Source organism: Pseudomonas sp. MDT2-39-1 (assembly GCF_054898085.1).
The window spans coordinates 2,150,119-2,176,672 of record NZ_CM142716.1 but is presented as its reverse complement, the minus strand read 5'-3'; the positions used below and the strand labels follow the sequence as shown (position 1 = coordinate 2,176,672).

The window sequence follows — 26,554 nt, the reverse complement described above, 5'->3', positions numbered from 1 at the left end:
TAGGGGAATTTCATGAAAGTTTATTACGAAAAAGACTGCGACCTGTCGATCATCCAGGGCAAGAAAGTTGCCATCATCGGTTACGGCTCCCAGGGTCACGCTCAAGCGTGCAACCTGAAAGACTCCGGCGTTGACGTTACTGTCGGTCTGCGCAAAGGTTCGGCCACTGTTGCCAAAGCTGAAGCTCACGGCCTGAAAGTGACCGACGTTGCTTCCGCAGTTGCGGCTGCCGACCTGGTCATGATCCTGACCCCGGACGAGTTCCAGTCTGCTCTGTACAAGAACGAAATCGAGCCGAACATCAAGAAAGGCGCCACCCTGGCCTTCTCCCACGGTTTCGCGATCCACTACAACCAGGTTGTTCCGCGCGCTGACCTCGACGTGATCATGATCGCACCGAAAGCACCGGGCCACACCGTGCGTTCCGAATTCGTCAAAGGCGGCGGTATCCCTGACCTGATCGCTATCTACCAGGATGCATCGGGCAACGCCAAGAACGTTGCGCTGTCCTACGCTGCTGGCGTTGGTGGCGGTCGTACCGGCATCATCGAAACCACTTTCAAGGACGAGACCGAAACCGACCTGTTCGGCGAACAAGCCGTTCTGTGCGGCGGTACCGTTGAACTGGTCAAAGCCGGTTTCGAAACCCTGGTTGAAGCTGGCTACGCGCCGGAAATGGCCTACTTCGAATGCCTGCACGAACTGAAGCTGATCGTTGACCTCATGTACGAAGGCGGTATCGCCAACATGAACTACTCGATCTCCAACAACGCTGAATACGGCGAGTACGTGACCGGTCCGGAAGTGATCAACGCCGAATCCCGTCAGGCCATGCGCAACGCCCTGAAACGTATTCAGGACGGTGAATACGCCAAGATGTTCATCAGCGAAGGCGCTACCGGCTATCCTTCGATGACCGCCAAGCGTCGTAACAACGCCGCTCACGGTATCGAAATCATCGGTGAGCAACTGCGCTCCATGATGCCGTGGATCGGTGCCAACAAGATCGTCGACAAAGCTAAAAACTAAGTCGCGCACTTGTACGAAAAACGCGGCTTAGGCCGCGTTTTTTCGTTTGGGTGACCGGTTCTGGTATAAAGCTGCATCGTTTGCGGCCGAACCGTCGTCCCAGACACCTGTCGAAACTTTCCACCCCGTTGCAAGGTATTGTCCATGAGCGAACGTCCCGAAGAGCCAAACAAGGCTTCTGACGCCGAAAGCCTGCTGCCCATCGATGAGCACATCGAGGAAGGGCATGATGCTGAAGGCCGTAAAGTCCGGCATCGTGGTATCTATCTTCTGCCGAATCTGTTCACCACTGCGAACCTGTTCGCAGGGTTTTATTCCATAATCAGCTCGATGAGCGCCCAGAGTGCCTTGAGTGCCGGTGATTCGATTGGCGCGAGCAAGTATTTCGCGTTTGCCGCTATCGCGATTTTCGTCGCTATGGTGCTCGACGGCCTTGATGGTCGCGTTGCCCGCATGACCAATACCCAGAGTGCTTTCGGCGCCGAGTACGACTCGTTATCGGACATGGTCGCCTTTGGCGTTGCGCCGGCATTGCTGGCTTTTGGTTGGGCCTTGGGTGACATGGGCAAGGTCGGCTGGATGGTTGCCTTCATCTATGTAGCGGGGGCGGCGCTGCGTCTGGCGCGTTTCAACACTCAAGTCGGTACTGCGGACAAACGCTACTTCATCGGTCTGGCCAGCCCGGCTGCCGCGGGTGTGGTGGCGGGGATTGTCTGGGCGTTCAGCGATTACGGCATTCAGGGGTCGAAGATGTCGTTCCTGGTTGCGCTGATGGTTGCCGCCGCCGGCATGCTGATGGTCAGCAACATCAAATACAACAGCTTCAAGGAGCTGGACTTGAAGGGGCGAGTGCCCTTTGTCGCGATCCTCGCTGTCGTGCTGGTGTTTGCCGTGGTCTTCAGTGATCCACCGCGCATTCTGCTGTTGGTTTTCCTCGCTTACGCGGCGTCTGGTCCGGTGCAATACCTGTTGCATCTTCGTCGGCACAAAAACGCCGAGTGATGTAATTTCCCTCATACTCCGCAGTCTATTGGTGCATCTGTCCTCCAATGCTGCGGAGTTGCCATGCTGATCAAAGTCCCCAAAGCGTCTGACTGCCATGAGTCGGACGTCACGCCTGAAGCCTTCTATCTTTCTCGACGCAATCTATTGGGTGCTGCCGTTGCCGGTCTGGCTGTGAGCAGTCTGCCGCGGTGGGCCAGTGCTGACGAAGCCGCTCGTTACGCCGATGTCGAGCCTGGCAAGGCACCTTCCTGGTTTGCCGAAAAGCTTCCTTCTACTAAGTGGGGGGCGGTCAACGTCAAGGATGAGGCGATCACGCCCTTCAAGGATGCGACCCACTACAACAACTTCTATGAGTTCGGCACTGATAAAGGCGACCCTGCTGCCAATGCCGGTTCGTTGAAGACTGAGCCTTGGACCGTGGTGGTGGACGGGGAGGTAGGCAAGCCGGGGCGGTATGCGCTGGAAGACTTCATGAAGCCTTATCAGTTGGAGGAGCGGATCTACCGTCTTCGCTGTGTTGAGGCTTGGTCGATGGTCATTCCCTGGATCGGTTTTCCCCTTTCGGCTTTGCTGAAGGAGGTCGAGCCGACGTCGAAGGCTAAGTTCATCCGGTTCGAAACGCTGCAGGATCCGAAAAGCATGCCGGGACAGCGATCCGGTTTTGCCTTGATCGAGTGGCCCTATGTAGAGGGTTTGCGCCTGGACGAAGCGATGAATCCGTTGGCCATTCTTGCGGTGGGCATGTATGGGCGCGAACTGCCGAATCAGAACGGAGCGCCGCTACGTTTGGTGGTGCCTTGGAAGTACGGCTTCAAGAGCGTCAAATCCATCGTGCGAATCAGTCTGGTCAGCGAACAGCCGAAAACCACCTGGCAGAGTATTGCCGCGGATGAGTATGGTTTCTACGCGAACGTGAATCCTACGGTTGATCATCCGCGCTGGACCCAGGCGCGGGAGCGTCGTTTGCCGAGCGGTCTGTTCAAGCCGAATGTTCGGGACACGCAAATGTTCAACGGCTACTCGGATGAAGTTGCCTCTCTCTATACAGGGCTCGATCTGCGGAAGAACTACTGATGCGCTATCCGTTTTGGCGAATTGGCGTCTTTATAGCTGCAGCGGTGTGGCCGCTGTTTTGGTTGTATCAGGCCTGGCAGGATGTGTTGGGTCCAGATCCGGGCAAGGTGCTGGTTGATCGGCTAGGGCTGGGGACGCTTGTCCTGCTACTAATAACGTTAAGCATGACGCCTTTGCAGAAACTCACCGGTTGGGCGGGGTGGATTGCCGTACGGCGACAGCTGGGTTTGTGGTGTTTCGCTTATGTGGTTCTGCATTTGAGCGGCTATACGGCGTTCATTCTTGGGTTTGATTGGTCGCAGCTGGGTGTCGAGTTGCGCAAGCGGCCGTACATTATTGTCGGCACGTTGGGGTTTCTTGGTCTGTTGGCATTGGCGGTGACCTCCAATCGTTATAGTCAGCGACGCCTGGGTGTTCGCTGGAAGAAGCTGCATCGTCTGGTGTACGTCATTCTCGGGCTTGGATTGCTGCATATGTTGTGGATCGTTCGTGCCGATCTGAAGGAGTGGGCTATCTATGCCTCTATCGGGGCGTTCCTATTAGTGCTGCGCATTCCCCCGGTTGCCCGTCGAATCCCGCGTTTAATAGCTAAAAAGGCACCTTCTGCAAGAAAAGCGTAATTAGGGGTTGACGGCAGATTCTGGAAGTCTATAATTCGCCCCACTTCCGGCGCAGTCGAAACGGAAAACTCCTTGGTAAACAAAGAGTTACGCAGTTTTCGACAGCGAGTTGCTTCAGGTTATCGAAGCGCAGAAGGAGTTGATCAAGCAGGTGGGTTTGGCTTGATTGACGGTTCGATCTTCTCGGTCGAAAGCGGTGTAAAAGAGGTGTTGACAGCAGCGAGTAACGCTGTAGAATTCGCCTCCCGCTAACGAGAGATCGGAAGCGCAAGTGGTTGAAGTTGCAAAGGAAACTTTGAAAACTTCTGAAAATAACCGCTTGACAGCAACAGAGGCTGCTGTAGAATGCGCGCCTCGGTTGAGACGAAAGATCTTAACCAACCGCTCTTTAACAACTGAATCAAGCAATTCGTGTGGGTGCTTGTGGAGTCAGACTGGTAGTCAACAAGATTATCAGCATCACAAGTTACTCCGCGAGAAATCAAAGATGTAACCAACGATTGCTGAGCCAAGTTTAGGGTTTCTTAAAAACCCAAAGATGTTTGAACTGAAGAGTTTGATCATGGCTCAGATTGAACGCTGGCGGCAGGCCTAACACATGCAAGTCGAGCGGCAGCACGGGTACTTGTACCTGGTGGCGAGCGGCGGACGGGTGAGTAATGCCTAGGAATCTGCCTGGTAGTGGGGGATAACGCTCGGAAACGGACGCTAATACCGCATACGTCCTACGGGAGAAAGCAGGGGACCTTCGGGCCTTGCGCTATCAGATGAGCCTAGGTCGGATTAGCTAGTTGGTGAGGTAATGGCTCACCAAGGCGACGATCCGTAACTGGTCTGAGAGGATGATCAGTCACACTGGAACTGAGACACGGTCCAGACTCCTACGGGAGGCAGCAGTGGGGAATATTGGACAATGGGCGAAAGCCTGATCCAGCCATGCCGCGTGTGTGAAGAAGGTCTTCGGATTGTAAAGCACTTTAAGTTGGGAGGAAGGGCATTAACCTAATACGTTAGTGTTTTGACGTTACCGACAGAATAAGCACCGGCTAACTCTGTGCCAGCAGCCGCGGTAATACAGAGGGTGCAAGCGTTAATCGGAATTACTGGGCGTAAAGCGCGCGTAGGTGGTTTGTTAAGTTGGATGTGAAATCCCCGGGCTCAACCTGGGAACTGCATTCAAAACTGACAAGCTAGAGTATGGTAGAGGGTGGTGGAATTTCCTGTGTAGCGGTGAAATGCGTAGATATAGGAAGGAACACCAGTGGCGAAGGCGACCACCTGGACTGATACTGACACTGAGGTGCGAAAGCGTGGGGAGCAAACAGGATTAGATACCCTGGTAGTCCACGCCGTAAACGATGTCAACTAGCCGTTGGGAGCCTTGAGCTCTTAGTGGCGCAGCTAACGCATTAAGTTGACCGCCTGGGGAGTACGGCCGCAAGGTTAAAACTCAAATGAATTGACGGGGGCCCGCACAAGCGGTGGAGCATGTGGTTTAATTCGAAGCAACGCGAAGAACCTTACCAGGCCTTGACATCCAATGAACTTTCCAGAGATGGATTGGTGCCTTCGGGAACATTGAGACAGGTGCTGCATGGCTGTCGTCAGCTCGTGTCGTGAGATGTTGGGTTAAGTCCCGTAACGAGCGCAACCCTTGTCCTTAGTTACCAGCACGTAATGGTGGGCACTCTAAGGAGACTGCCGGTGACAAACCGGAGGAAGGTGGGGATGACGTCAAGTCATCATGGCCCTTACGGCCTGGGCTACACACGTGCTACAATGGTCGGTACAGAGGGTTGCCAAGCCGCGAGGTGGAGCTAATCCCAGAAAACCGATCGTAGTCCGGATCGCAGTCTGCAACTCGACTGCGTGAAGTCGGAATCGCTAGTAATCGCGAATCAGAATGTCGCGGTGAATACGTTCCCGGGCCTTGTACACACCGCCCGTCACACCATGGGAGTGGGTTGCACCAGAAGTAGCTAGTCTAACCTTCGGGAGGACGGTTACCACGGTGTGATTCATGACTGGGGTGAAGTCGTAACAAGGTAGCCGTAGGGGAACCTGCGGCTGGATCACCTCCTTAATCGACGACATCAGCTGCTCCATAAGTTCCCACACGAATTGCTTGATTCATTGAAGAAGACGATAAGAAGCAGCCCGAAATTGGGTCTGTAGCTCAGTTGGTTAGAGCGCACCCCTGATAAGGGTGAGGTCGGCAGTTCGAATCTGCCCAGACCCACCAATTTTGTGTGGGAAACGCCTGTAGAAATACGGGGCCATAGCTCAGCTGGGAGAGCGCCTGCCTTGCACGCAGGAGGTCAACGGTTCGATCCCGTTTGGCTCCACCACTAACTGCTTCTGTTTGTTGAAAGCTTAGAAATGAGCATTCCACCAAGACGGTGATGAATGTTGATTTCTAGTCTTTGATTAGATCGTTCTTTAAAAATTTGGGTATGTGATAGAAAGATAGACTGGACAACACTTTCACTGGTGTTGTTACAGGCTAAGGTAAAATTTGTGAGTTGCTCTTAATTGAGTATTATCGAATTTTCGGCGAATGTCGTCTTCACAGTATAACCAGATTGCTTGGGGTTATATGGTCAAGTGAAGAAGCGCATACGGTGGATGCCTTGGCAGTCAGAGGCGATGAAAGACGTGGTAGCCTGCGAAAAGCTTCGGGGAGTCGGCAAACAGACTTTGATCCGGAGATGTCTGAATGGGGGAACCCAGCCATCATAAGATGGTTATCTTAAGCTGAATACATAGGCTTAAGAGGCGAACCAGGGGAACTGAAACATCTAAGTACCCTGAGGAAAAGAAATCAACCGAGATTCCCTTAGTAGTGGCGAGCGAACGGGGACTAGCCCTTAAGTGGCTTTGAGATTAGCGGAACGCTCTGGAAAGTGCGGCCATAGTGGGTGATAGCCCTGTACGCGAAAATCTCTTAGTCATGAAATCGAGTAGGACGGAGCACGAGAAACTTTGTCTGAATATGGGGGGACCATCCTCCAAGGCTAAATACTACTGACTGACCGATAGTGAACTAGTACCGTGAGGGAAAGGCGAAAAGAACCCCGGAGAGGGGAGTGAAATAGATCCTGAAACCGTATGCGTACAAGCAGTGGGAGCCCACTTTGTTGGGTGACTGCGTACCTTTTGTATAATGGGTCAGCGACTTATTTTCAGTGGCGAGCTTAACCGAATAGGGGAGGCGTAGCGAAAGCGAGTCTTAATAGGGCGTCTAGTCGCTGGGAATAGACCCGAAACCGGGCGATCTATCCATGGGCAGGTTGAAGGTTGGGTAACACTAACTGGAGGACCGAACCGACTACCGTTGAAAAGTTAGCGGATGACCTGTGGATCGGAGTGAAAGGCTAATCAAGCTCGGAGATAGCTGGTTCTCCTCGAAAGCTATTTAGGTAGCGCCTCATGTATCACTGTAGGGGGTAGAGCACTGTTTCGGCTAGGGGGTCATCCCGACTTACCAAACCGATGCAAACTCCGAATACCTACAAGTGCCGAGCATGGGAGACACACGGCGGGTGCTAACGTCCGTCGTGAAAAGGGAAACAACCCAGACCGTCAGCTAAGGTCCCAAAGTTATGGTTAAGTGGGAAACGATGTGGGAAGGCTTAGACAGCTAGGAGGTTGGCTTAGAAGCAGCCACCCTTTAAAGAAAGCGTAATAGCTCACTAGTCGAGTCGGCCTGCGCGGAAGATGTAACGGGGCTCAAACCATACACCGAAGCTACGGGTATCACTTAGGTGATGCGGTAGAGGAGCGTTCTGTAAGCCTGTGAAGGTGAGTTGAGAAGCTTGCTGGAGGTATCAGAAGTGCGAATGCTGACATGAGTAACGACAATGGGTGTGAAAAACACCCACGCCGAAAGACCAAGGTTTCCTGCGCAACGTTAATCGACGCAGGGTTAGTCGGTCCCTAAGGCGAGGCTGAAAAGCGTAGTCGATGGAAAACAGGTTAATATTCCTGTACTTCTGGTTATTGCGATGGAGGGACGGAGAAGGCTAGGCCAGCTTGGCGTTGGTTGTCCAAGTTTAAGGTGGTAGGCTGGAATCTTAGGTAAATCCGGGATTCTAAGGCCGAGAGCTGATGACGAGTGTTCTTTTAGAACACGAAGTGGTTGATGCCATGCTTCCAAGAAAAGCTTCTAAGCTTCAGGTAACCAGGAACCGTACCCCAAACCGACACAGGTGGTTGGGTAGAGAATACCAAGGCGCTTGAGAGAACTCGGGTGAAGGAACTAGGCAAAATGGCACCGTAACTTCGGGAGAAGGTGCGCCGGTGAGGGTGAAGCATTTACTGCGTAAGCCCATGCCGGTCGAAGATACCAGGCCGCTGCGACTGTTTATTAAAAACACAGCACTCTGCAAACACGAAAGTGGACGTATAGGGTGTGACGCCTGCCCGGTGCCGGAAGGTTAATTGATGGGGTTAGCTAACGCGAAGCTCTTGATCGAAGCCCCGGTAAACGGCGGCCGTAACTATAACGGTCCTAAGGTAGCGAAATTCCTTGTCGGGTAAGTTCCGACCTGCACGAATGGCGTAACGATGGCGGCGCTGTCTCCACCCGAGACTCAGTGAAATTGAAATCGCTGTGAAGATGCAGTGTATCCGCGGCTAGACGGAAAGACCCCGTGAACCTTTACTATAGCTTTGCACTGGACTTTGAATTTGCTTGTGTAGGATAGGTGGGAGGCTTTGAAGCGTGGACGCCAGTTCGCGTGGAGCCAACCTTGAAATACCACCCTGGCAACTTTGAGGTTCTAACTCAGGTCCGTTATCCGGATCGAGGACAGTGTATGGTGGGTAGTTTGACTGGGGCGGTCTCCTCCTAAAGAGTAACGGAGGAGTACGAAGGTGCGCTCAGACCGGTCGGAAATCGGTCGTAGAGTATAAAGGCAAAAGCGCGCTTGACTGCGAGACAGACACGTCGAGCAGGTACGAAAGTAGGTCTTAGTGATCCGGTGGTTCTGTATGGAAGGGCCATCGCTCAACGGATAAAAGGTACTCCGGGGATAACAGGCTGATACCGCCCAAGAGTTCATATCGACGGCGGTGTTTGGCACCTCGATGTCGGCTCATCACATCCTGGGGCTGAAGCCGGTCCCAAGGGTATGGCTGTTCGCCATTTAAAGTGGTACGCGAGCTGGGTTTAGAACGTCGTGAGACAGTTCGGTCCCTATCTGCCGTGGACGTTTGAGATTTGAGAGGGGCTGCTCCTAGTACGAGAGGACCGGAGTGGACGAACCTCTGGTGTTCCGGTTGTCACGCCAGTGGCATTGCCGGGTAGCTATGTTCGGAATAGATAACCGCTGAAAGCATCTAAGCGGGAAACTAGCCTCAAGATGAGATCTCACTGGGACCTTGAGTCCCCTGAAGGGCCGTCGAAGACTACGACGTTGATAGGTTGGGTGTGTAAGCGCTGTGAGGCGTTGAGCTAACCAATACTAATTGCCCGTGAGGCTTGACCATATAACACCCAAGCAATTTGAGCGTAAAAGCCAGATTGCGGTGTGTGAAGACGAAACGAACCGAAAGTTCGAGATACTCACAAAACACCAAACTATCGCATACCCATTCGCTGGAGCGTGAACCTGAAAAGGCCCACGACCTGGCTACCGAATTTCTTGACGACCATAGAGCATTGGAACCACCTGATCCCATCCCGAACTCAGCAGTGAAACGATGCATCGCCGATGGTAGTGTGGGGTTTCCCCATGTGAGAGTAGGTCATCGTCAAGATTAAATTCCGAAACCCCAATTGCGAAAGCAGTTGGGGTTTTGTTTTTCCCGCAAGAAAGTGTTCCTACAGTTACAACACAAATTTGCACAGTTATTTTCGACTCATGACACTAAAATAGGTCCAACTTTTTCGGAGCCAGAGCCCTTATGCCAGATCCGGTTGACGCCCCTGGGCTGTCAGAATTACCGCTGGACGATTTGGTGGCGTGCCATGAGTGTGACTTGCTGATGCGCAAGCCCGAACTCGCCCATGGCGAGAAAGCCCTGTGTCCGCGCTGCGGTTACGAGCTCTATGCCCATCGGCACAACGTGGTGCAGCGCAGTCTCGCATTGGTCATCGCCGCTCTGTTGTTGTATATCCCGGCGAACTTTTTACCCATCATGCAGCTCAATCTACTCGGGCAATCGTCGCGAGACACTGTCTGGACCGGCGTTGTCGGTCTGTTCGATACCGGCATGCAAGGCGTCTCGGTGATTGTGTTCCTGTGCAGCATGGGAATTCCGCTGCTCAAGCTGCTCTGCCAGTTGGCCGTGCTGTTGAGCATCCGCTTTGATATCGGACGTAGCTATGGCTTGCTGCTCTACCGTATTTATCACCATCTACGCGACTGGGGAATGCTCGAGGTTTACCTCATGGGCGTACTGGTGGCGATCGTAAAACTGGCAGATATGGCAGCCATTACCGTAGGTCTTGGTTTGGCATGCTTTATCAGTTTGTTGTTGGTCCAGGTCTGGTTGGAGGTTGTGATGTCACCTCATCAGATCTGGCAGGCTTTGTCAGGAGAGGATGCCCATGCGGGCGATTGATGCAGGCATTCTGATTTGTACCGAATGTCATGAATTGAACAAGCAGGAAGCTGACACTGACGAGCAGACCTGCACCCGTTGCGGTGCGCTGGTGCACGCCCGTCGCCCAAACAGTCTGGTGCGTACCTGGGCGTTGCTGGTCACCGCAGCGATTCTGTACATCCCGGCCAACGTACTGCCGATCATGACCGTCAGCTCACTGGGGCAAGGCGATCCGAGCACCATCATGTCCGGTGTTATCCAACTGGTTCAGCACGGCATGATACCCATCGCTGCCGTGGTTTTTATCGCCAGTATCGTGGTACCAACGTTCAAGCTCGTGGGCATCGCGCTGCTGCTGTTTTCAGTACAACGCCGCCAGCCACTCTCTGCACGCCAACGAATCTGGATGTACCGCTTTATCGAGTTCATCGGCCGCTGGTCGATGCTGGACATCTTTGTGATCGCCATCCTGGTGGCGGTCGTGAATTTCGGACGGCTTGCCAGCGTCGAAGCCAATCTTGGCGCCATCGCTTTCGCCAGTGTGGTGATTCTGACGATGCTTGCCGCAGTTACTTTCGATCCCCGACTGATTTGGGATAACACGGAGTCGGACGACGACCATGACTGATTTGCCTACAGCTAAGACCCGACCGGCCTCGAACTGGTCTGCCATCTGGGTGTTGCCCCTGATTGCCCTGATCATCGGTGGCTGGCTCGGCTGGCGTGCCTACAGCGAAACCGGCATCGAGATTCAGGTGCGTTTCGAAAGCGGTGAAGGCATTCAGGCCAACAAGACTGAAGTGGTCTACAAAGGCATGTCTGTCGGCAAGGTGAAAACCCTCAAGCTCGATGACGAAGGCAGCTCAAAAGGCGTGATCGCCACCATTGAGATGAACAAGGACGTTGAGCAATACCTCAAGACCAGCACGCGCTTCTGGCTGGTCAAACCGAGCGTGACTCTGGCCGGTATCACCGGGCTGGAAACCCTCGTGTCGGGTAACTATGTAGCCGTCAGCCCTGGCGAAGGCGAACCCACTCGCAAGTTCAAGGCACTGGCCGAAGAGCCCCCACTGTCGGACGCTCAACCCGGTCTGCACCTGACGATAAAGGCTGATCGACTCGGGTCGCTGAATCGCGGTAGCCCGGTGTTCTATAAGCAGATCAAAGTCGGCCAGGTCAAAAGCTACTTGCTGTCGCAAGACCAAAGCACTGTCGAACTCAAAGTCTTCATCGAGCCGACCTACGCCAATCTGGTGCGCAAACACACACGTTTCTGGAACGCCAGCGGCATCAGCATCGACGCCAACCTGTCCGGTGTGAAAGTACGCAGCGAATCCCTTGCCAGCATCGTCGCTGGTGGTATCGCGTTCGCCACGCCGGAGAACCGCAAGGACAGTCCGCCCACTGATCCGAGCCTGCCGTTCCGTCTGTACGAGGACTTCGACGCAGCCGCTGCCGGAATCCGGATCAAGGTCAAACTGAGCGATTTCGAAGGCCTGCAGGCCGGCCGCACGCCAGTTATGTACAAAGGCATTCAGGTCGGCAACCTGAAAGCGCTGAAGGTTGATGCGGACCTGAATGCCGCCACAGCCGAATTGACCCTTGATCCACTGGCCGAAGATTATCTGGTCGAAGGCACGCAGTTCTGGGTGGTCAAACCGTCGATTTCGCTCGCCGGCATCACCGGACTGGAAGCGTTGGTTAAAGGTAACTACATCGCCGTGCGACCGGGCGACAAAGGGGCCGCGCCGCAACGTGAATTTGTGGCCAGGCCCAAGGCGCCGCCGCTGGATCTGCGTTCGCCCGGTCTGCACCTGGTGTTGTTCACCGAAAACCTGGGTTCACTGGAAGTCGGCAGCCCGATTCTCTACAAGCAGGTCAAGGTCGGTTCGGTCCAGAGCTATCAGTTCTCCAAGACCAAGAAGCAACTGGTGATCGGTGTCCACATCGAGAAGGAATACGAAGGTCTGGTCAATGCGTCGACACGCTTCTGGAATGCCAGCGGCATTACGCTCACGGGCGGACTGACCGGCGGAATACAGGTCAAAAGCGAGTCGCTGCAAAGCCTGATGGCCGGTGGTATCGCCTTTGAAACCCCGCAAGCCAAAGCGTCGCTGCAGAAGCGCATCCCACGTTTCCGCCTGTTCGCCAACCATGAGGAGGCCAATCAGAAAGGCACCGTGGTTACGATCAAGGTTGACCGTGCCGATGGCTTGCGCAGCGGCACCCCCGTGAGATTCAAAGGCCTGGATGTCGGCAAGATCGAAGACGTCGACCTCAGTGATGACCTGCAATCGGTAATGCTCACCGCACGAATCACCGAAGTTCCGGAGCGTATTGCCCGGGTCGGCAGTCAGTTCTGGGTGGTCAAACCCGAGCTGGGTCTGATCAAGACCTCGAACCTCGAAACGCTGGTCACCGGCCAATACATCGAAGTGCAGCCGGCACCGAAGAACCTTGGTCCGCAGAAGAACTTCGTCGCCCTGGCCACCCCTCCGGAGTCGGCCAAGCAAGAAGCCGGTTTGAGTCTGGTCCTGAGCGCTGCTCGTCGTGGTTCGCTGAAGACCGGAGTGCCGGTGACGTATCGCGAGGTCACCGTGGGCAAAGTGACGGGTTATGAATTGGGCCAGACCGCTGATCGTGTGCTGGTCCACATTCTGATCGAGCCGAAGTACGCGCCATTGGTGCGCAGCGGCACGCGTTTCTGGAACACCAGCGGTTTTGGTTTCGACTACGGCTTGTTCAAAGGCGCGACGGTACGCACTGAATCCCTGGAAACACTGATACAGGGCGGCATCGCCTTCGCTACGCCGGACGGTGATCGCATGGGCAGCCCGGCGCGGCCTGAGCAAACCTTCCCGCTGTTCGACAAGTTTGAGGATGAGTGGCTGACTTGGGCGCCGAAGATATCGCTCGGTAAATAGCGGGAAGTTGATTGGGCGTCTGTGATGACGCCTTCGCGAGCAAGCCCGCTCCCACACTGGATTTGTGCACGGCGCAGAACCTATGTGGGAGCGGGCTTGCTCGCGAAGAGGCCCTCAAACTCAATGCAAACTTCAAAAAAAAACACCCAATAAAAAGGCCGCGATCCATTTGGATCGCGGCCTTTTTTATTGCCCTGGATTAAGTCAAATCAAACCGCATCCAGCTCCGGCTCATCCGCTTCAATGTTAACCACAGCCTTCACCTCATCGTGACGACGGATGTACTTCCAGTCCGCCTCGTCGATGTAGATACCGTTCGGCCCGCTGCCACCTTCCAGGTCAATCGCCACACTGGCGCAGACCTGCGGCTTCACACTCGCCAGGATCGGCACGAAGCCCAGTTGCAGGCTGGTTTCCAGCAACGCAGCCTGGTTCTTCTCGTCGATGTCCGCCGCCTCGTCGAGGTAGTACGGCAGGCGCACGCGACCGGCCTGGTCGCGGTCCATCAAGTGCAGCAACAAGTACATGTTGGTCAGCGCCTTGATCGTCATCGTCGTGCCGTTGGAGGCTGCGCCGTCGATGTCGGTGTGGATCACCGGTTGACCGTTGACCTTAGTGATCTCGAACGCCAGTTCGAACAAGTCCTTGAGGCCGAGCTGGTTGTGGTTCGCCGCTACCAGCCGCGCCAGGTATTCCTTGGCTTCTTCGTTCTTGTTGTCCTGATCGGCGCTTTGGCTCAGGTCGAACACGGAGAGGGTTTCGCCTTCTTCGTACTGGCCGGCGCTGTGGATGATCTGGTCGATGTGCTTAAGCGCTTCCTTGTTCGGTGCGAGCACGATGCGGAAACTTTGCAGGTTGGAGACCTGACGCTTGTTGATCTCACGGTTGAACAGCGCCAATTGATGCTCAAGGCTGTCGTAGTCGCTGCGGATGTTACGCAGGGTCCGGGCGATGTCGGTGACCGCCGCACGACGCGCCTTGCCAAGGGTCAGGGCTTCGTCGGTGCGGTGCGCATACGCGTTGATCAGCAGTTGCAGGCGACGCTCCATATCGTCTTCGCTGTCGAACTTGGCCACGCCCTTGAGGCGGACCTGAGCATACAGCGCCTCGATCTGGCCATCGCTGCGCTGCAAACCCTGCCAGCTGTCCTGATAGTCGTTGAGCAGCGGCAGGAGGTTGTCCATGGAATCGTCGATCGGGTCCATGAATGGCGTGCCGAACGGCATGTCAGCCGGCAGCAACTGGCGACGGCGCAGGGCGTCGTCGAGGGTGCGTTGCTTGGCTTCCATGTCGCCGATCTGCCGGCCAACCAGTTGCAGCTTGGCCGACAGTTGCTGGACGCGTTCGGTGAAGGCGTCGCTGGAACGCTTCAACTCTTCCTGAGCCGCCTCCATCTGCGCCAATTGCTCAAGCTTGTCGTCTTCCTCGGCGCTCAGGGTTTGCGCGCGACGGAAATCTTCCAGGGCTTTCTGCGCGTCCAGTACTTGCTGATACAGCGCTTCGGTCTGGGTCTTGCTCGCGGCGCGGTCGGCGACCACGGCCGCTTGGGTTTTCAGTTGCTTGAGTTCTTTTTCCAGACGCTCTTTCTGATCGCGCAATGCGGCGCGGTCAGCCAGGGCTTGCAGCGCTGGAGGCTCGATGTGCGAGATGTCGATGGACAGACCCGGCACGTCGAAACGCTCACCTTTGAAGCCATCGAGGATCAGCTCCAAAGATTTGACCCACTTGCCTTCTTCGTCCAGCGTAATGCCGTGCTCACCCAGCGGCAGGCTGAACAGCGCGCTGTTGAACAGGCGCATCAGGCGCTCGACGTCCTGTTGCGAGAACTCTTCGCGCAGACGGGCGTAGCTGTTGTTGTCGGCGTGATCGAGTTGCTGCTTCACCGACTTCAGGCGTTTTTCCAGATCCCGCAGACGTTCTTCCAGGTCTTCGGCACTGAACTGCCGCGACTGGGCCAGCGCACCGGCCAGTTCATCGTGCGCGTCCTTGGCCGCCAGCAGTTGCTGCTCCAGCACTTTGACGTCAGTGACCAAAGCGAAACGATGCTTGAGCACCGACAACTCGCCGAGCCAGCGCTGGATGCCGGTGATTTCCCGCTCCAGACGCATCAGCTCCTGAGTGCCGCCGCGCTGATCGTTTTGCAGCGCGTCTTGCTCGTTGCGGTAGTGCTCGGCCTGAATCGTCAACTCTTCCTTGCGCGCACTGGCGTAGTCCGACCAGGTGCCGAGCAACGAATCGAGCAGCGGCGAGATCCGGTGCAGTTTGCCGCGCAGAATATTGCGCTGGGTCACGCCTGCCGCGAGGGCTTCAACCAACGGGCCGGCGGTGACCAGCGAGTTGTAGTCCTGCTCCATGCGTCGTACATCACGGAATGCTTCTTCGCACGCGGCGATGTAATCGACACTGCCGGAACGCAGGCTGTGTTCGAAGGCGTCGAGAAACAGCTGCTTGAGCTTGGCCGCGGTGATTTCACGCATGTGCAGCAGATTGATGAACAGTGCGCGGAAGGTCTTCAGGCTCTGCTCGCTGGTGGAGCGCAACGGGATCAGCGTCAGGTCCAGCGGGATCGAGGTGTGACCGCCGACCAGCAAACGACGCAGTTCATCCGGCTTCAGTTCGTAGGCTTTCAGGCCTTCGCGCTCAAGGTTGGTGAACAGCTCTTTCTGGCGCAGGCAGGTGTCGTTCTTCTGGTAATGCGCCAGATCCAGCTTGCCGGCATAGGCAAAGAACTGGTGACCGAAACCACCGCCCGGGCCGCGACCGACCACGCCGATCACGTGCGGACCGTGGGGCAGCGAGACTTCGACCAAGATGTAACTGGTGTCCGAAGCGAAGTAGAAGCGTCGGGATTGTTCCAGGCTGTACTTGCCGAAACTCATGTCCGACATGCGCGCCAGAATCGGGAACTGCAAGGCGTTGATCGACGCGGATTTACCGAGGTTGTTCGCGCCGTAAACCGACAGCGGTTCTTCCAGCGGAAACAGGCCAAGGCTGTAACCGGCGGTGTTCAAAAGGGCAAAGCGGCGAATGCCGTAGCGTTCCTTGCTCATGCGTCGGTCTCCTGTTCTTCGGCAATGGCGCGGGCCATGGCGTCTTCTTCGCTTTCTTCTTCGAAGTCGCTTAGATCCAGCGGGTCATCGGTTTGCAGCAGTTTTTCATCGCTGTCGTCATCAATCAGCACCGGAACCGGCAGCGGCAAGACGCTGTGCAGGCTGGCCGCCAGATCGCGGTCCTGCTGAACCGACAGGCAGACATCAAGGAAGCGGTGCATCGGCGGTAGGAAACGGTAGATGCCGTTTTCTTCGCCGGCAAAACCGAGCTGAGTCATGCGGCGCATGATTTTTTCTTCGAGTTCTTCGACGGTCTGCACTTCGGCCTGGATGAACAGGTCGCGGTACTTTTCCAGCAACGACGGCAATTCATCGCGACCGAGGCTGCCGCCGTCAAGCACGGCGACCGGGTCGCGGCCCTGGTCGGCCAGATGCTCGACGAGGATAAAGGTGAACAGCGCCAGGCGTTGCGCAGTCTTGTTCACCGCCGCCGCAGCGAGGTCCGGCACAAAGTAGTAGAAACCACGGGTGTCGCAGACCAACTCATAGCCCAGCGCCCTGAACAGCGTGCGGTACTGGTCCTGAAAGTTCGACAGTTGCGCGTACAGCTCCGGATCGCGGCGGCTGACGTGGTAACCCTTGAACAGCTCGCGAAAGATCGGTGCCAACTGGGACAGTTCGGATAGATCAAGATGCATGGGGGATGCTCGCAGAATCCTCGGCGGCGGTGTCGCGGGCCGAGAGCAGGGCGAAGGAGCGCAGGCTGACCTGGTGCTCGTGAGTGTGGTAATCGCGGCGTTCCAGACGCTCGCGTTTGAAGCGTTTTTCCCGCGACAGGCGCGAGAACCAGTAAAGCAATTCGTCGGTCGCGCCGTCCGGTTCCTGCTCCAGCAACCAGGTCATCAGGTCCGGCATCGGTAGGGCGTCTTCGCAGCGTTCGAGCATTTCGCGAACGGTGCGTGGCGCGCGCGGTGCTTCGCCTTTCTGCGTCTTGTGGGCCTTGGGGAAGCGCGCCGGTTTCGGCTCGAAACGAGCCAGTGCGTACACGTAGGCTTCGACCTGACTGGCGCTGCCGAGGAAGGTGCTTTGCGGCCGGGTGAACATCGGCATCGCGGCTTGCGGCACCGCATCGATGCCTTTGCGACGGATGGCCGACAAGGCCAGCGCCGCGCCACGGGTCACGGCGTTATGGCGTCGGGCTTCTTCACGCAACGGCAGCAGCAGTTCGCGGGCATGACGTAGGGTCAGCTGGGCGCTGGTCTGCATTTCGAGGATGCGCGCGTGAGTGCGCAGCAGCATGTCGTCGTCGACCAGATGGCCGAGGCGCTGTTGTTCGGTGAGCATTTTCAGCAAAACGTTTTCGACCTTGCGCACGCCTTGCTCGAAGGCGCCGTCGGCGTTCACCAGCTGAATCATCGGCTCGACGTATTCGTCCCAGGTCGCCAGTACTTCAGCGTAACGCTGCCGCAGCGGGATCTGCCGGTCGCTGGTCTTGGCGCGTTCGGCGACGGCCACCAGGGCCTGTTCGTCGTTGGCGAGTTTCTTCAGAACATCGCGCACGCGCATGTCGAGCAGGCGCAATTGACGCGCAAGATCGTGGCCGTCGCGGATGTCGAAGGCGTCCTGGATGTAACCGGCCAGACGTTCGAGGTGGCGCAAATAAGCTTCGATCTCCAGGCACAGGCCCAGACGGTGCTCACGGCGCAGGTAAGCGAGGAAGTCGTGAATCTGCGCGTTGAGCTCGAAACGGTTCGGGCTTTTCGCCACGGGAACCAGAATGTCGAGGCGGATCCACACGTCCAGCAGGCTGGTGATGTCCTGCGGCGTACTGTCGAGTTGCTGGGCGGCCAACTGTGAACGCAGTTCGTTGAGGCTCAAGGTGCCCTGGTCGAAGTGCTCGCACAGTGGCTCCAGAAGTGCCCAGTGTTCAGCGAGGGCGCGCAAGACGCGCTTGGGTTCGATCATCGGAATGGCCGGCTGGTTGGCGATTAAAAGCCGCGATTGTACTGCATCGGGGCCGATGCGATTCACTCTCGGGACGGGCTGTAGCTGTTTCTAAGGGAAAGAGTATCGATCAAGCGCGGGCGATCTTGAGCGAAGGGCGGTAGAATCAGCGCACTTTAGTTATCCACAAGTGGCCGACCTTTGCTAATCGAGTCCCGTCGCCGCGCCTATTTGACCGCCATGCAGGTGGTCAACTGGCTGCCGCGCACCGAATTGCCCTTTGCCGCGCCCTCGCGGCCCGAGCTGCTGGAAATACCGGAGCCGCTGGTCGTCGCGCCGGTGGTGCCGGCCTCTACGCCTGAGCCTGCCGCCAAAGCTGCCGCTGCGCCGGTTGTAGCGCCGATGGAGCGGGTCAAGATCGAGGTGCCGCGCCCCTCGTTGGCCAGCACGCGCACGAACGCCAAGGTCGAAGAAGAGGCCGCGCCGGTCGTGGCCAAGGCGCCGGTTGTGCCGCCGCCGCGTTTCTCCCTGCAATTGCTGCGCGCCGGTCGTTGCCTGCTGTTGGTCGAGTTACCCACAGGCGAAGCGTTCCAGACCCGAGATCCGGCCTATCTGCTGCTCAAGGACATGCTGCGCGCCGCCGGTCTGCCGGACAGCCCGCAGATCATCGGCGAGCCGGTGCGCTGGCCGCTGTTGGTCCGGGGCAACATGGATCAAGGCCCGGAAGCCGCTCGGGACTTCGTGCAAGGGTTCCTTTCGGCCCGACTGGAAGACGCCCCGTGCGTCTGCGTGTGGCTGATCGGCTTGCCGGCGGTGCGTTTCGCCGGTGAGGCGAATGCCGAATCCTTCAACCGTGAACTCCAGGTCGAAGGCCTGGGCCCGGTCTGGGCCCTGCCGGGTCTGGAATTATTAATGGAAGAGCCACAGCGTAAGGCTGATGTCTGGCAAGCCATGCGTCGGCTGATGGCGCGCTGGAATGAATCGAATGAGTGACGCTTTATCGTTCCGCCCGATGACCGAGGCGGACCTCGACGCTGTACTGAAAATCGAATACGCGGCGTACAGCCATCCCTGGACCCGCGGGATTTTTCTGGATGGGCTGGGCAAGTACCAGATCTGGCTGATGTTCGAAGGTTCGCAACAGGTCGGTCATGGTGTGGTGCAGATCATTCTTGATGAGGCGCATCTGCTGAACATCACCGTCAAACCGGAGAATCAGGGCCGTGGCCTAGGTTTGACGCTGCTGGAGCATCTGATGTCCCGGGCGTATGGCAGCAAGGCGCGGGAGTGTTTCCTGGAAGTGCGCGACAGTAACCGTGGCGCGTTTCGGTTGTATGAGCGGTATGGGTTTAACGAGATCGGGCGGCGTCGGGATTACTACCCGGCGGTGGGTGGGCGGGAAGATGCTGTGGTCATGGCCTGCACGTTGGTCGACTGAGCCTTTTTAAAAGCTTCGCGGGCAAGTCGGATCGCCGCACCGCTCGCTCCTACAGGATTAGTGGGCACGTCACCAATCCTGTAGGAGCGAGCGGTGCGGCGATCCGACTTGCCCGCGAAGGCTTCCTGACTGACATCAACGATTAACGATTACCATCCATCGGGTCCCGCCGCGCCAGTTCCTCTTCATCCAGGCCATTGCCCCCGCCAATATCGTCTTCGTCGACAATACTCAAATCCCAATCCGCCTGATTGCCTTCACCCGCCTCGTGAGCGTCCCGCGCGCCATCTTCACGGATCAATGTTTCCGGGCTCATGTCATCGTCGGTAGACTCATGGTCATCGGTCGAGGCGCCCGTCATGCCTGCTTCACGCACGCGATCCCGAGGCATCAGCCGTTCGCGCTCGTTTTGCGGCAGTTCGTCGCCGATTTTCGCGGGTTCTTCCTCGTCGAAATCCAGCTCATTTATAGATCCCATACGGTCTTCGTTGTCGTCGATGGGCTCGGGTTGAACCGCATCGTACGGACGTCGTGAATCAGTCATGGCAATTCCTCATACTGTGGGCCTTACTAGGGTGGACCCACTGGGCTCCCGAGAATTCCACCGGCCATATTTGCATCAAACGCGTGACCCCGACCGGCGGTTGTCTGTCAAACCAGCGCATCATTCTTGAGGCTTTACAGCATGAACGAATTACAAGATCTGATTGATAACAACGAACGCTGGGCTGAAGCGATCAAACAGGAAGATCCGGACTTCTTCTCCAAGCTGGCCCGCCAACAGACGCCGGAATACTTGTGGATAGGCTGTTCCGACGCCCGGGTGCCGGCCAACGAGATCGTTGGCATGCTGCCCGGCGACCTGTTCGTCCACCGCAATGTGGCCAACGTGGTGCTGCACACTGACCTCAATTGCCTGTCGGTGATTCAGTACGCAGTCGACGTGCTCAAGGTCAAACACATCCTCGTCACTGGCCACTACGGCTGCGGCGGCGTGCGCGCTTCGATGCAGGATCGCCAGTTGGGCCTGATCGACGGATGGCTGCGCTCGATCCGTGACCTGTACTACGAAAAACGCGAAGAACTGGCCGAGTTGCCGACCGAAGAAGAACGGGTGGACCGTCTCTGCGAGCTCAACGTGATCCAGCAAGTGGCCAACGTCGGCCACACCAGCATTGTGCAAAACGCCTGGCATCGCGGGCAGAACCTGTCGATCCACGGTTGCATCTACGGCATCAAGGACGGCCGCTGGAAAAGCCTGAACACGACCATCAGCGGTTTTGAGCAATTGCCGCCGCAGTACCGACTGCGTCCGGTCGAAACGCTGTAAGGCCGTTCAACAGAGACTGCGCCGACGCCAGTGGTGGTAATACAACTGGCCGTCGGCGTTCGGCTGTTCATCGTAGCCGGTGATCCAGCCTCGGCACTCCGGTGACCCGCACTGACAGGCGAACTGGCGCAGCAGTTTGTCTTCGGTCGCGGCGTAATCCATCGTCAGGTTGTCGCCTTTCTTAATGTCCTTCAGTGCCCACAATGACAGTTCGCTCATGTCGAAAAAGACATTGGGGTCGCAGGAGTGCCTCAGCAGCCCGCTGAAGTGTGGGTCATAGACGTGGATGCCAGGCGCCAGTTGCCGGGTATGTCGATGGCGATAAGGCAGGAGATGCCCCGACACGCGGCAGATTCGACTGATCCGGGGGAAATCGCGCAGGGCCGCAACGGCCACCGCCGCCCCATCGGCGTTGTTGACAATTTCGAAGTCGGCCCGGGAGGGAAATCCAAGGTTCAGCGCAAGCTCTGTGTAGGGATAGATTTCTTCGGGAGGTTTCGCAACGGTCCCGTGCAGGGGGTGAGGTTTCATAACGATCCTTGTCGGCAGCGCGTTGCGACTTCCAAAACTGACGATCCTGTCAGCCCTGCAACACAGGGTATGCCTCAAGATTCTCGCAATTGAAACGACGGGTCTACTGTCAGAACTGACAGGAGCAAAGTGCGCTTTTGCGCGTCAGCCTACGCTCACGCGCAAAAGTGCAAGGGCGATTACAGCGCAGGCGCAGGGATCACCGCCGCAGGCGCCGGGGCTTGCAGCTGTTTGAGCTGGGACTGGATCGGCGTTGTCGCACACTTGGCCACGGCTTGTTCAGGCGTCAGGTTGCGAATCGAGGTGTAGAACAGCTCGCAGGTTTTTTCTTTGCGGGTCACTTGCCACGTCTGCGTGCAGCTTTTCAGCTGAACGGCAGGGTCGGTCCCCGGTTTGCTTCCCATGCCGGCCTGCCAGCAGGCGGCACTCAAGTCCTGACCCATGACTTTCAGGCCCGTAGCGTCGGCTTGGGCCTGAGCATCGTCGCCGGTGTAGCTTTCCGGATTGGCGGCGTACCAGATGTAACTCGGGTGGTTGGAGCCCAGCACCGGCACTTTCAATCCGGCGCTCGGGCTGATCGTGGCCAGACCCAGCACATTAACGGTCGGCCCGTATTGCTGCTTGATCCAGTTACGCACCGGCGCGCCGAACGCGACCATCGGCAACGCGGCACCGCGGGCGTTCTGGCTGACTTCCTTGACCATGGTGGTCTGGTAGTCCTTGAAGTAGTCGTAGACGCCTTCCAGATCCTTGCCAGCACTGGCCGGCGCGGCGATCGGTGCAATGTCGATGATGGTCTGGTAGCCCGGTGTCTGATCGGTGGGGATTCCGTTGTTCGTCAGCAGGGTGGCCCAGCGATCAGTGGTGGCGGACCGCAGGTAATCCTGGGCCTGGGTCAGGGAGTAATCCGGCGGGAAATGCAGCAGTTCGACACTCTTGCGGTTTTCCAGGGCCATGCCCAGGGGCAGGAACAGATTCCAGCTGTAAGCCCACTTGCCATCAACGTTGAGTTTTTTGGCGCCGGTGTAGGCCAGATCACCGGCATTGAGCAGCGCTGCCAACGGTTTTTCATAGCTCTTTGGCACGCCGCTGATGTCGGCGTAAAGCTGATCGTTATCGGTTTTGACCCGCACTTTCGCGGTACTGTAGCCGTCGCGCCGCACACTTTGGGTCAGGTAGTGCTCGACGGTCTGCTCAAGCGTCCAGTTGCGGAAGCAAACGACGTTGCAGTTGTTGGGGTAGGCAAACAACCGCGTGACGCGTTCGGTGCTGCCCAGTTTCAGATCGACATTGGCGTGGGCGGCGGCGCTCAGGGTGAGCGCCGCGAGGGAAAGTCCTGTCAGTTTGAACATGCTCAGATCCTTTTCAGCGTGGGACCGCGTTGATCGCGGGCGATAGTTACTAAAGCAGATCGGCCGGTAATCGCTCAGCTGAACCTCAAATGAGTCAGGTGATACTCCGGGAAATACATTCGGCACACGAAGATGAAGCCGACCATCACCAGCAAAAACACCAACTGCAAAGGACTGAAGTGCGACCAATGCAGTGCGGTCAACCATGGACGCCGAGCGGCCAATTCAGGGGCGAGCTGACCGATACGGCGCTTGTGCAAAAGGCCGATCAGCCCAAAACCGACATAAGTCGCCATGCCCGGCCAACCCAACAGAAGCCCGAACAGCAGCGTGACGACGGCTTGCGGAACGCCATGTCGCACCACCAGCCAGCGGGTATCCGGGTTCCAGTGGCGGGGGACCAGGCCTTCGGTCAGCCTCAGGTCCTGGACAATGGCATGCGAGATGATCGGCACCCACCAGCTCATGGCGAAACGGAGGAACCAGACCGGAACGCAGGCGAATACCAAAGAGGTGAATATCATTGGGATGCTGATGCTGTAGCCATGGGATTTGTACTGGGCCGGGAAACAAAACAAAAACAGCGCCAGTGCGATGCCCGCCCAGACACGCACCCAGGTTTCGTCGGTGATGGGGCGCGGCAGGAAACGTCGCCAGTGAAAAACATCGGCGTGGGGCAACCGCAAACGCAATTCCGGGTAACGCCACTTAAGGGTGTGCGCAAGGTCATGACAGGCCTGCCATTCGTTCTGGCCAAAGCCGTCGATCATTTTCTTCTGTTGCCCGGGCTTCATCGGGTTCATCAACAGATGCGCGGCCTGTACGTCGGCGGGGAGCCAGGTCCGGTTGTCTTGCGCCTTGACCCGCAGGCTTTCGTAGAAGCTTTCCTGATTGCAGCGCTCGATCAGTGCCTCCCAGGTCGACGCAGGTTCCGGATGAATGCCTTTTTTATCGTCCCAGCCAAACACCTGTCCGACGCGGTCGAACAGCGGCAGACTCCATTCAGTGTCGTTGAACAGTTGCAGAAGGATTCGCTGCCATTCCTGGCGTCGATCGAACACCTGCAGCCAGGGTTGTGCGGTGTAACTTTTGAGCAGGGTAAGAAACTCACGTTCTTTCTTGTCTTCGAGCAATTCCTGCAGCGCCTGCCGATAATCCTGCAGCAAACCGCTGGCGAGGGCGTCTCGCTGCCACTCGGTCATTTCGACGTTTTGCCAGGGCGCGAGCCAATCGAGGTGCTGGACCGCCCAGGCGGCAATTGAATTGCGCAGACCCGGATGATCGAAGCACAACGCCAGCAGCCATTTCTCAAACGCTTGGGCGCAGTGCTGTTGTTGCGCTTGTGCCCAGCGCTCGGACAGGTTCTGCGCCGAGAGCCCGTCGAGCAATGCACGCGCTGCCAGCTCGTGCGGCGCGATGACCGGTTCGTGCAGGGGCGCGGGATTGGACGGCGCAAGGTTCAGTGAGCGAAGAGGGGGCGGACTTTCAAGGTTCAACGGACGCAGGTCGAGCACATCGGACCACGCCTGGAGGTTGGCGTGATTCGGCTGTTCGACGACGTCGGCCGTTGCGACTTCAGGTTCTTCGGCGGCGTATTCGGCCCGCCATTGCGCAACACCCAGCGCTTGCTCATAGGCTTCACGCAAGCGTTGAAAGCCTTCCGGATCTTCATCGGGCCGGAAGATTTTCAGCAGTCGCGCATAGCTTCGTTTGATAGTGCGCGCGTCGGCGTCTTCGGGCAGTTCCAGCACAGACCAGCAATCCATGTTGCCGCTCCTTACTGCCAGAGGCCGTTGTCCAGCGTGCCCAGTTGCTGGGTCAGTTCGCTGCGCGCTTCACGAATCCGGCGTTCGTCCTGAGAATCAAGCACGTGCTGAAACTGTTTGGCCCAATGACCGATCTGTTCACGCATCTGTCCCAGGCTTTCCTGATAGAGGCGCTCAAGACGTGCGGTCAACACCGTGTTGACCTGCTGATCGCGAGGATGAATCTTCAACAGCGCCAGTCCCTCCAATCGCTGCTGAATCTCCTCGGGTGTGAGCACGCCGGGATTGTTTTCGATGACCAGTGAATGCTTGTCGCCCGTCAGCGGGATGACCACCTGGGCTTCGAGCAAACCGTTGTTGTCGTAGGTGAAGCGCACGTCGAGGGCGACTTCGCCGGCCTTACGCTTCGGTACTTTGATGTCCAGTTCGCCCAGCGCGACGTTGTCTTTGACCAGGCGACTTTCGCCCTGAAAGATCTTCAGCAGCACGTGTTCCTGATTATCTTGCAGCGTGTACACCGTCTTGACCCGGCTCACCGGCACGATGCTGTTGCGCTCGATGATCGGCAGGTAATGCCCGCTTTCATATTGCTGGCCGATCTGGGTAGTCGTCTCAATGCCCAATGTGTAGGAACAGACGTCCGTCAGCACCACTTCTTCCAGGGCTGCGGAGCGTGCTTTCAAAGCCGCCTGGATCGCCGCACCGTGGGCCACCACTTCGTCCGGGTCGAGACTGATCGAAGGGAAGCGCCCAAACAGGCCAGCCGCCAGTTTGCGAACCAGCGGCATGCGCGTCGTACCGCCCACCAGCAGGATTTCATCGAGATCACTGACGCGAATGCGCGCGTCTCTCAGGGCCCGTTCAATCGGTGTGCGCAAGCGTTCGAGCAACGGCGTGTAGAGCGTGGCCAGTTGGGGTTGGGTGATGGGCTGCGTCCATTGCTGGCCGTCGACCCGCAGGCTGAATTCGGCGCTGCTGTCCTGGCCCAGGGCTTTGCGCACGCGCTCGGCCTCGCGACGTAATGGCTGGATGATGCTGGCGCGGTCAGGAAAGTTATCGGTGTTGCGATGGTGCTCGAGAAAATGTTCCAGCAGCACGCTGTCGAAATCTTCGCCGCCCAGGAAGTTGTCGCCCGCGCTGGCGCGCACTTCCATGACGCCGTCGAAGAGTTCCAGGATCGACACGTCGAAAGTGCCGCCACCGAGGTCGAAAACCAGGAACGAGGTTTCCTTGTCCCGTTGGTGCAGCCCATACGCCAGCGCCGCCGCGGTCGGCTCGTTGATCAGTTTTTCAACCTTCAAACCCGCCAGTTCACCGGCAATGCGCGTGGCCTTGCGCTGGGCGTCGCTGAAATAGGCCGGCACGCTGATCACCGCTTCATGCACGGTTTCGCCGAAGGCCCGTTCGACGTCTTCCTTCAGGCTTTTGAGCACCAGCGCCGACAGCTCTTCGGGACGGAATGACCTGTCACCCAGTCGCACTTCCGTGGCGCTGCCCATGTGCCGCTTGAACAGTGAAGCGGTCTGGCGCGGGTGGGTGTGCAAACGCTCGCGAGCGGCCTGGCCGACCAGCACGCGGCCCTGATCATCGAGACCCACCACGCTGGGAGTGAGGAACTGCCCCAGGGCATTGGGCACCAACTCGCTGGACTCCCCACGCCAGACGGCGACGAGGCTGTTGGTGGTCCCCAGGTCAATCCCTACGATCATTGCGATGAACTCCCTTTCCGGCCTGCAAAAAGTTGAAACAGATAATATTCGCGCAAGGATATTACCGGAGCAGCGGGGCGGTAAAGGAAAGTAGTGGCACTGAGCTATTATTTGCGACGGAACGTGGTTTGGTCTGGATGGCGTGGGATGTGACAGAGGGTTACAAGAGGTGCGGTGTCTACCGTTTCCAAGCACTGCTAGACTGGCACATTACTGGACTTGGCAAAGGTCAA

General features: G+C 57.3%; 18 protein-coding genes, 2 tRNA genes and 3 rRNA genes. 15 read left to right on the top strand and 8 right to left on the bottom strand.

The genetic code is table 11. The features are described from left to right. The first annotated feature begins 12 nt into the window (after window positions 1-12). The 12 genes from ilvC to ACYZTM_RS10460 all read left to right on the top strand — a co-directional run bounded on the left by ilvC (window position 13) and on the right by ACYZTM_RS10460 (window position 13,201). Window positions 13-1,029 carry a ketol-acid reductoisomerase gene (gene ilvC / locus ACYZTM_RS10515; RefSeq protein WP_007948647.1) on the top strand — a complete coding sequence of 339 codons (1,017 nt, stop codon included), beginning with the start codon at window positions 13-15 and terminating at the stop codon, window positions 1,027-1,029. A gap of 144 nt (window positions 1,030-1,173) precedes the next feature. Further along, window positions 1,174-2,031 carry a CDP-diacylglycerol--serine O-phosphatidyltransferase gene (gene pssA / locus ACYZTM_RS10510; protein WP_010467638.1) on the top strand — a complete coding sequence of 286 codons (858 nt, stop codon included), beginning with the start codon at window positions 1,174-1,176 and terminating at the stop codon, window positions 2,029-2,031. 63 nt (window positions 2,032-2,094) lie between these two features. After that, window positions 2,095-3,108: a protein-methionine-sulfoxide reductase catalytic subunit MsrP gene (msrP, locus tag ACYZTM_RS10505; RefSeq protein WP_461988532.1), complete on the top strand. Its 1,014-nt coding sequence runs from the start codon at window positions 2,095-2,097 to the stop codon at window positions 3,106-3,108. Beyond that, the gene (gene msrQ, locus ACYZTM_RS10500; protein ID WP_131061797.1) at window positions 3,108-3,728 is read left to right on the top strand and encodes a protein-methionine-sulfoxide reductase heme-binding subunit MsrQ; all 621 of its coding nucleotides are present in this window, start codon (window positions 3,108-3,110) and stop codon (window positions 3,726-3,728) included. The genes msrP and msrQ overlap by 1 nt, the downstream gene beginning before the upstream one ends. Before the next feature lie 544 nt (window positions 3,729-4,272). After that, window positions 4,273-5,811 (top strand): 16S ribosomal RNA (locus ACYZTM_RS10495). 82 nt (window positions 5,812-5,893) lie between these two features. Beyond that, window positions 5,894-5,970 (top strand) — tRNA-Ile (locus ACYZTM_RS10490). A 30-nt stretch (window positions 5,971-6,000) separates the two neighbouring features. After that, window positions 6,001-6,076, top strand: a tRNA-Ala gene (locus ACYZTM_RS10485). A gap of 250 nt (window positions 6,077-6,326) precedes the next feature. Then, window positions 6,327-9,218: ribosomal RNA gene (locus tag ACYZTM_RS10480) — 23S ribosomal RNA — on the top strand. Between the two features lie 154 nt (window positions 9,219-9,372). Next, window positions 9,373-9,488 (top strand): 5S ribosomal RNA (gene rrf / locus ACYZTM_RS10475). Together the 16S, 23S and 5S rRNA genes with 2 tRNA genes alongside form the textbook arrangement of a ribosomal RNA operon. Window positions 9,489-9,635: 147 nt before the next feature. Beyond that, window positions 9,636-10,295: a paraquat-inducible protein A gene (locus ACYZTM_RS10470; protein WP_131063244.1), complete on the top strand. Its 660-nt coding sequence runs from the start codon at window positions 9,636-9,638 to the stop codon at window positions 10,293-10,295. Next, window positions 10,282-10,905 (top strand): paraquat-inducible protein A, encoded by a 624-nt coding sequence (locus ACYZTM_RS10465; RefSeq protein ID WP_131063243.1) that lies wholly within the window; start codon window positions 10,282-10,284, stop codon window positions 10,903-10,905. Before ACYZTM_RS10470 ends, ACYZTM_RS10465 begins: the two co-directional genes overlap by 14 nt. Then, entirely contained in the window at window positions 10,898-13,201 is a 2,304-nt protein-coding gene (locus tag ACYZTM_RS10460) for a PqiB family protein (RefSeq protein WP_461988529.1), read from the top strand. The genes ACYZTM_RS10465 and ACYZTM_RS10460 overlap by 8 nt, the downstream gene beginning before the upstream one ends. A 209-nt stretch (window positions 13,202-13,410) precedes the next feature. On the opposite strand, the gene mksF is transcribed toward ACYZTM_RS10460, so the two are convergent. The 3 genes from mksF to mksB are packed head-to-tail and all read right to left on the bottom strand — an operon-like array spanning window position 13,411 to window position 18,216. Further along, window positions 13,411-16,251 carry an Mks condensin complex protein MksF gene (mksF, locus tag ACYZTM_RS10455; protein WP_461988527.1) on the bottom strand — a complete coding sequence of 947 codons (2,841 nt, stop codon included), beginning with the start codon at window positions 16,249-16,251 and terminating at the stop codon, window positions 13,411-13,413. Continuing rightward, window positions 16,248-16,949, bottom strand: a complete 702-nt coding sequence (mksE, locus tag ACYZTM_RS10450) for an Mks condensin complex protein MksE (RefSeq protein ID WP_077749032.1) — start codon at window positions 16,947-16,949, stop codon at window positions 16,248-16,250. Before mksE ends, mksF begins: the two co-directional genes overlap by 4 nt. Then, complete coding sequence (gene mksB, locus ACYZTM_RS10445; protein WP_461988525.1) at window positions 16,939-18,216, bottom strand: Mks condensin complex protein MksB; 1,278 nt, start codon at window positions 18,214-18,216, stop codon at window positions 16,939-16,941. The genes mksE and mksB overlap by 11 nt, the downstream gene beginning before the upstream one ends. A 219-nt stretch (window positions 18,217-18,435) precedes the next feature. Here mksB and ACYZTM_RS10440 point away from each other — a divergent pair, with 219 nt between their 5' ends. Together ACYZTM_RS10440 and rimI are read left to right on the top strand one after the other, a co-directional pair. Beyond that, window positions 18,436-19,188: an energy transducer TonB gene (locus ACYZTM_RS10440; RefSeq protein WP_461989125.1), complete on the top strand. Its 753-nt coding sequence runs from the start codon at window positions 18,436-18,438 to the stop codon at window positions 19,186-19,188. Further along, window positions 19,181-19,633 (top strand): ribosomal protein S18-alanine N-acetyltransferase, encoded by a 453-nt coding sequence (rimI, locus tag ACYZTM_RS10435; RefSeq protein ID WP_131063238.1) that lies wholly within the window; start codon window positions 19,181-19,183, stop codon window positions 19,631-19,633. Before ACYZTM_RS10440 ends, rimI begins: the two co-directional genes overlap by 8 nt. A gap of 142 nt (window positions 19,634-19,775) precedes the next feature. Here the strand turns inward: rimI and ACYZTM_RS10430 are convergent, their stop codons facing one another. Then, window positions 19,776-20,177 carry a serine kinase/phosphatase gene (locus tag ACYZTM_RS10430; protein ID WP_131063237.1) on the bottom strand — a complete coding sequence of 134 codons (402 nt, stop codon included), beginning with the start codon at window positions 20,175-20,177 and terminating at the stop codon, window positions 19,776-19,778. 141 nt (window positions 20,178-20,318) lie between these two features. On the opposite strand from ACYZTM_RS10430, the gene can reads away from it, so the two are divergent. After that, a complete protein-coding gene (gene can / locus ACYZTM_RS10425; protein ID WP_131063236.1) occupies window positions 20,319-20,963 on the top strand; it encodes a carbonate dehydratase in 645 nt (214 codons plus the stop codon). Window positions 20,964-20,969: 6 nt separating this feature from the next. Here the strand turns inward: can and ACYZTM_RS10420 are convergent, their stop codons facing one another. From ACYZTM_RS10420 to ACYZTM_RS10405, 4 genes are all read right to left on the bottom strand, one after another. Continuing rightward, window positions 20,970-21,494: an SET domain-containing protein-lysine N-methyltransferase gene (locus tag ACYZTM_RS10420; RefSeq protein WP_131063235.1), complete on the bottom strand. Its 525-nt coding sequence runs from the start codon at window positions 21,492-21,494 to the stop codon at window positions 20,970-20,972. Window positions 21,495-21,673: 179 nt separating this feature from the next. Next, window positions 21,674-22,846, bottom strand: a complete 1,173-nt coding sequence (locus ACYZTM_RS10415) for a hypothetical protein (RefSeq protein ID WP_461988521.1) — start codon at window positions 22,844-22,846, stop codon at window positions 21,674-21,676. 74 nt (window positions 22,847-22,920) lie between these two features. Beyond that, window positions 22,921-24,612, bottom strand: coding sequence for a J domain-containing protein (locus tag ACYZTM_RS10410; protein WP_461988519.1), 1,692 nt, complete (start codon window positions 24,610-24,612; stop codon window positions 22,921-22,923). Window positions 24,613-24,623: 11 nt separating this feature from the next. Then, the gene (locus ACYZTM_RS10405) at window positions 24,624-26,321 is read right to left on the bottom strand and encodes a molecular chaperone HscC (RefSeq protein WP_131063232.1); all 1,698 of its coding nucleotides are present in this window, start codon (window positions 26,319-26,321) and stop codon (window positions 24,624-24,626) included. Between the last annotated feature and the right edge of the window lie 233 nt (window positions 26,322-26,554).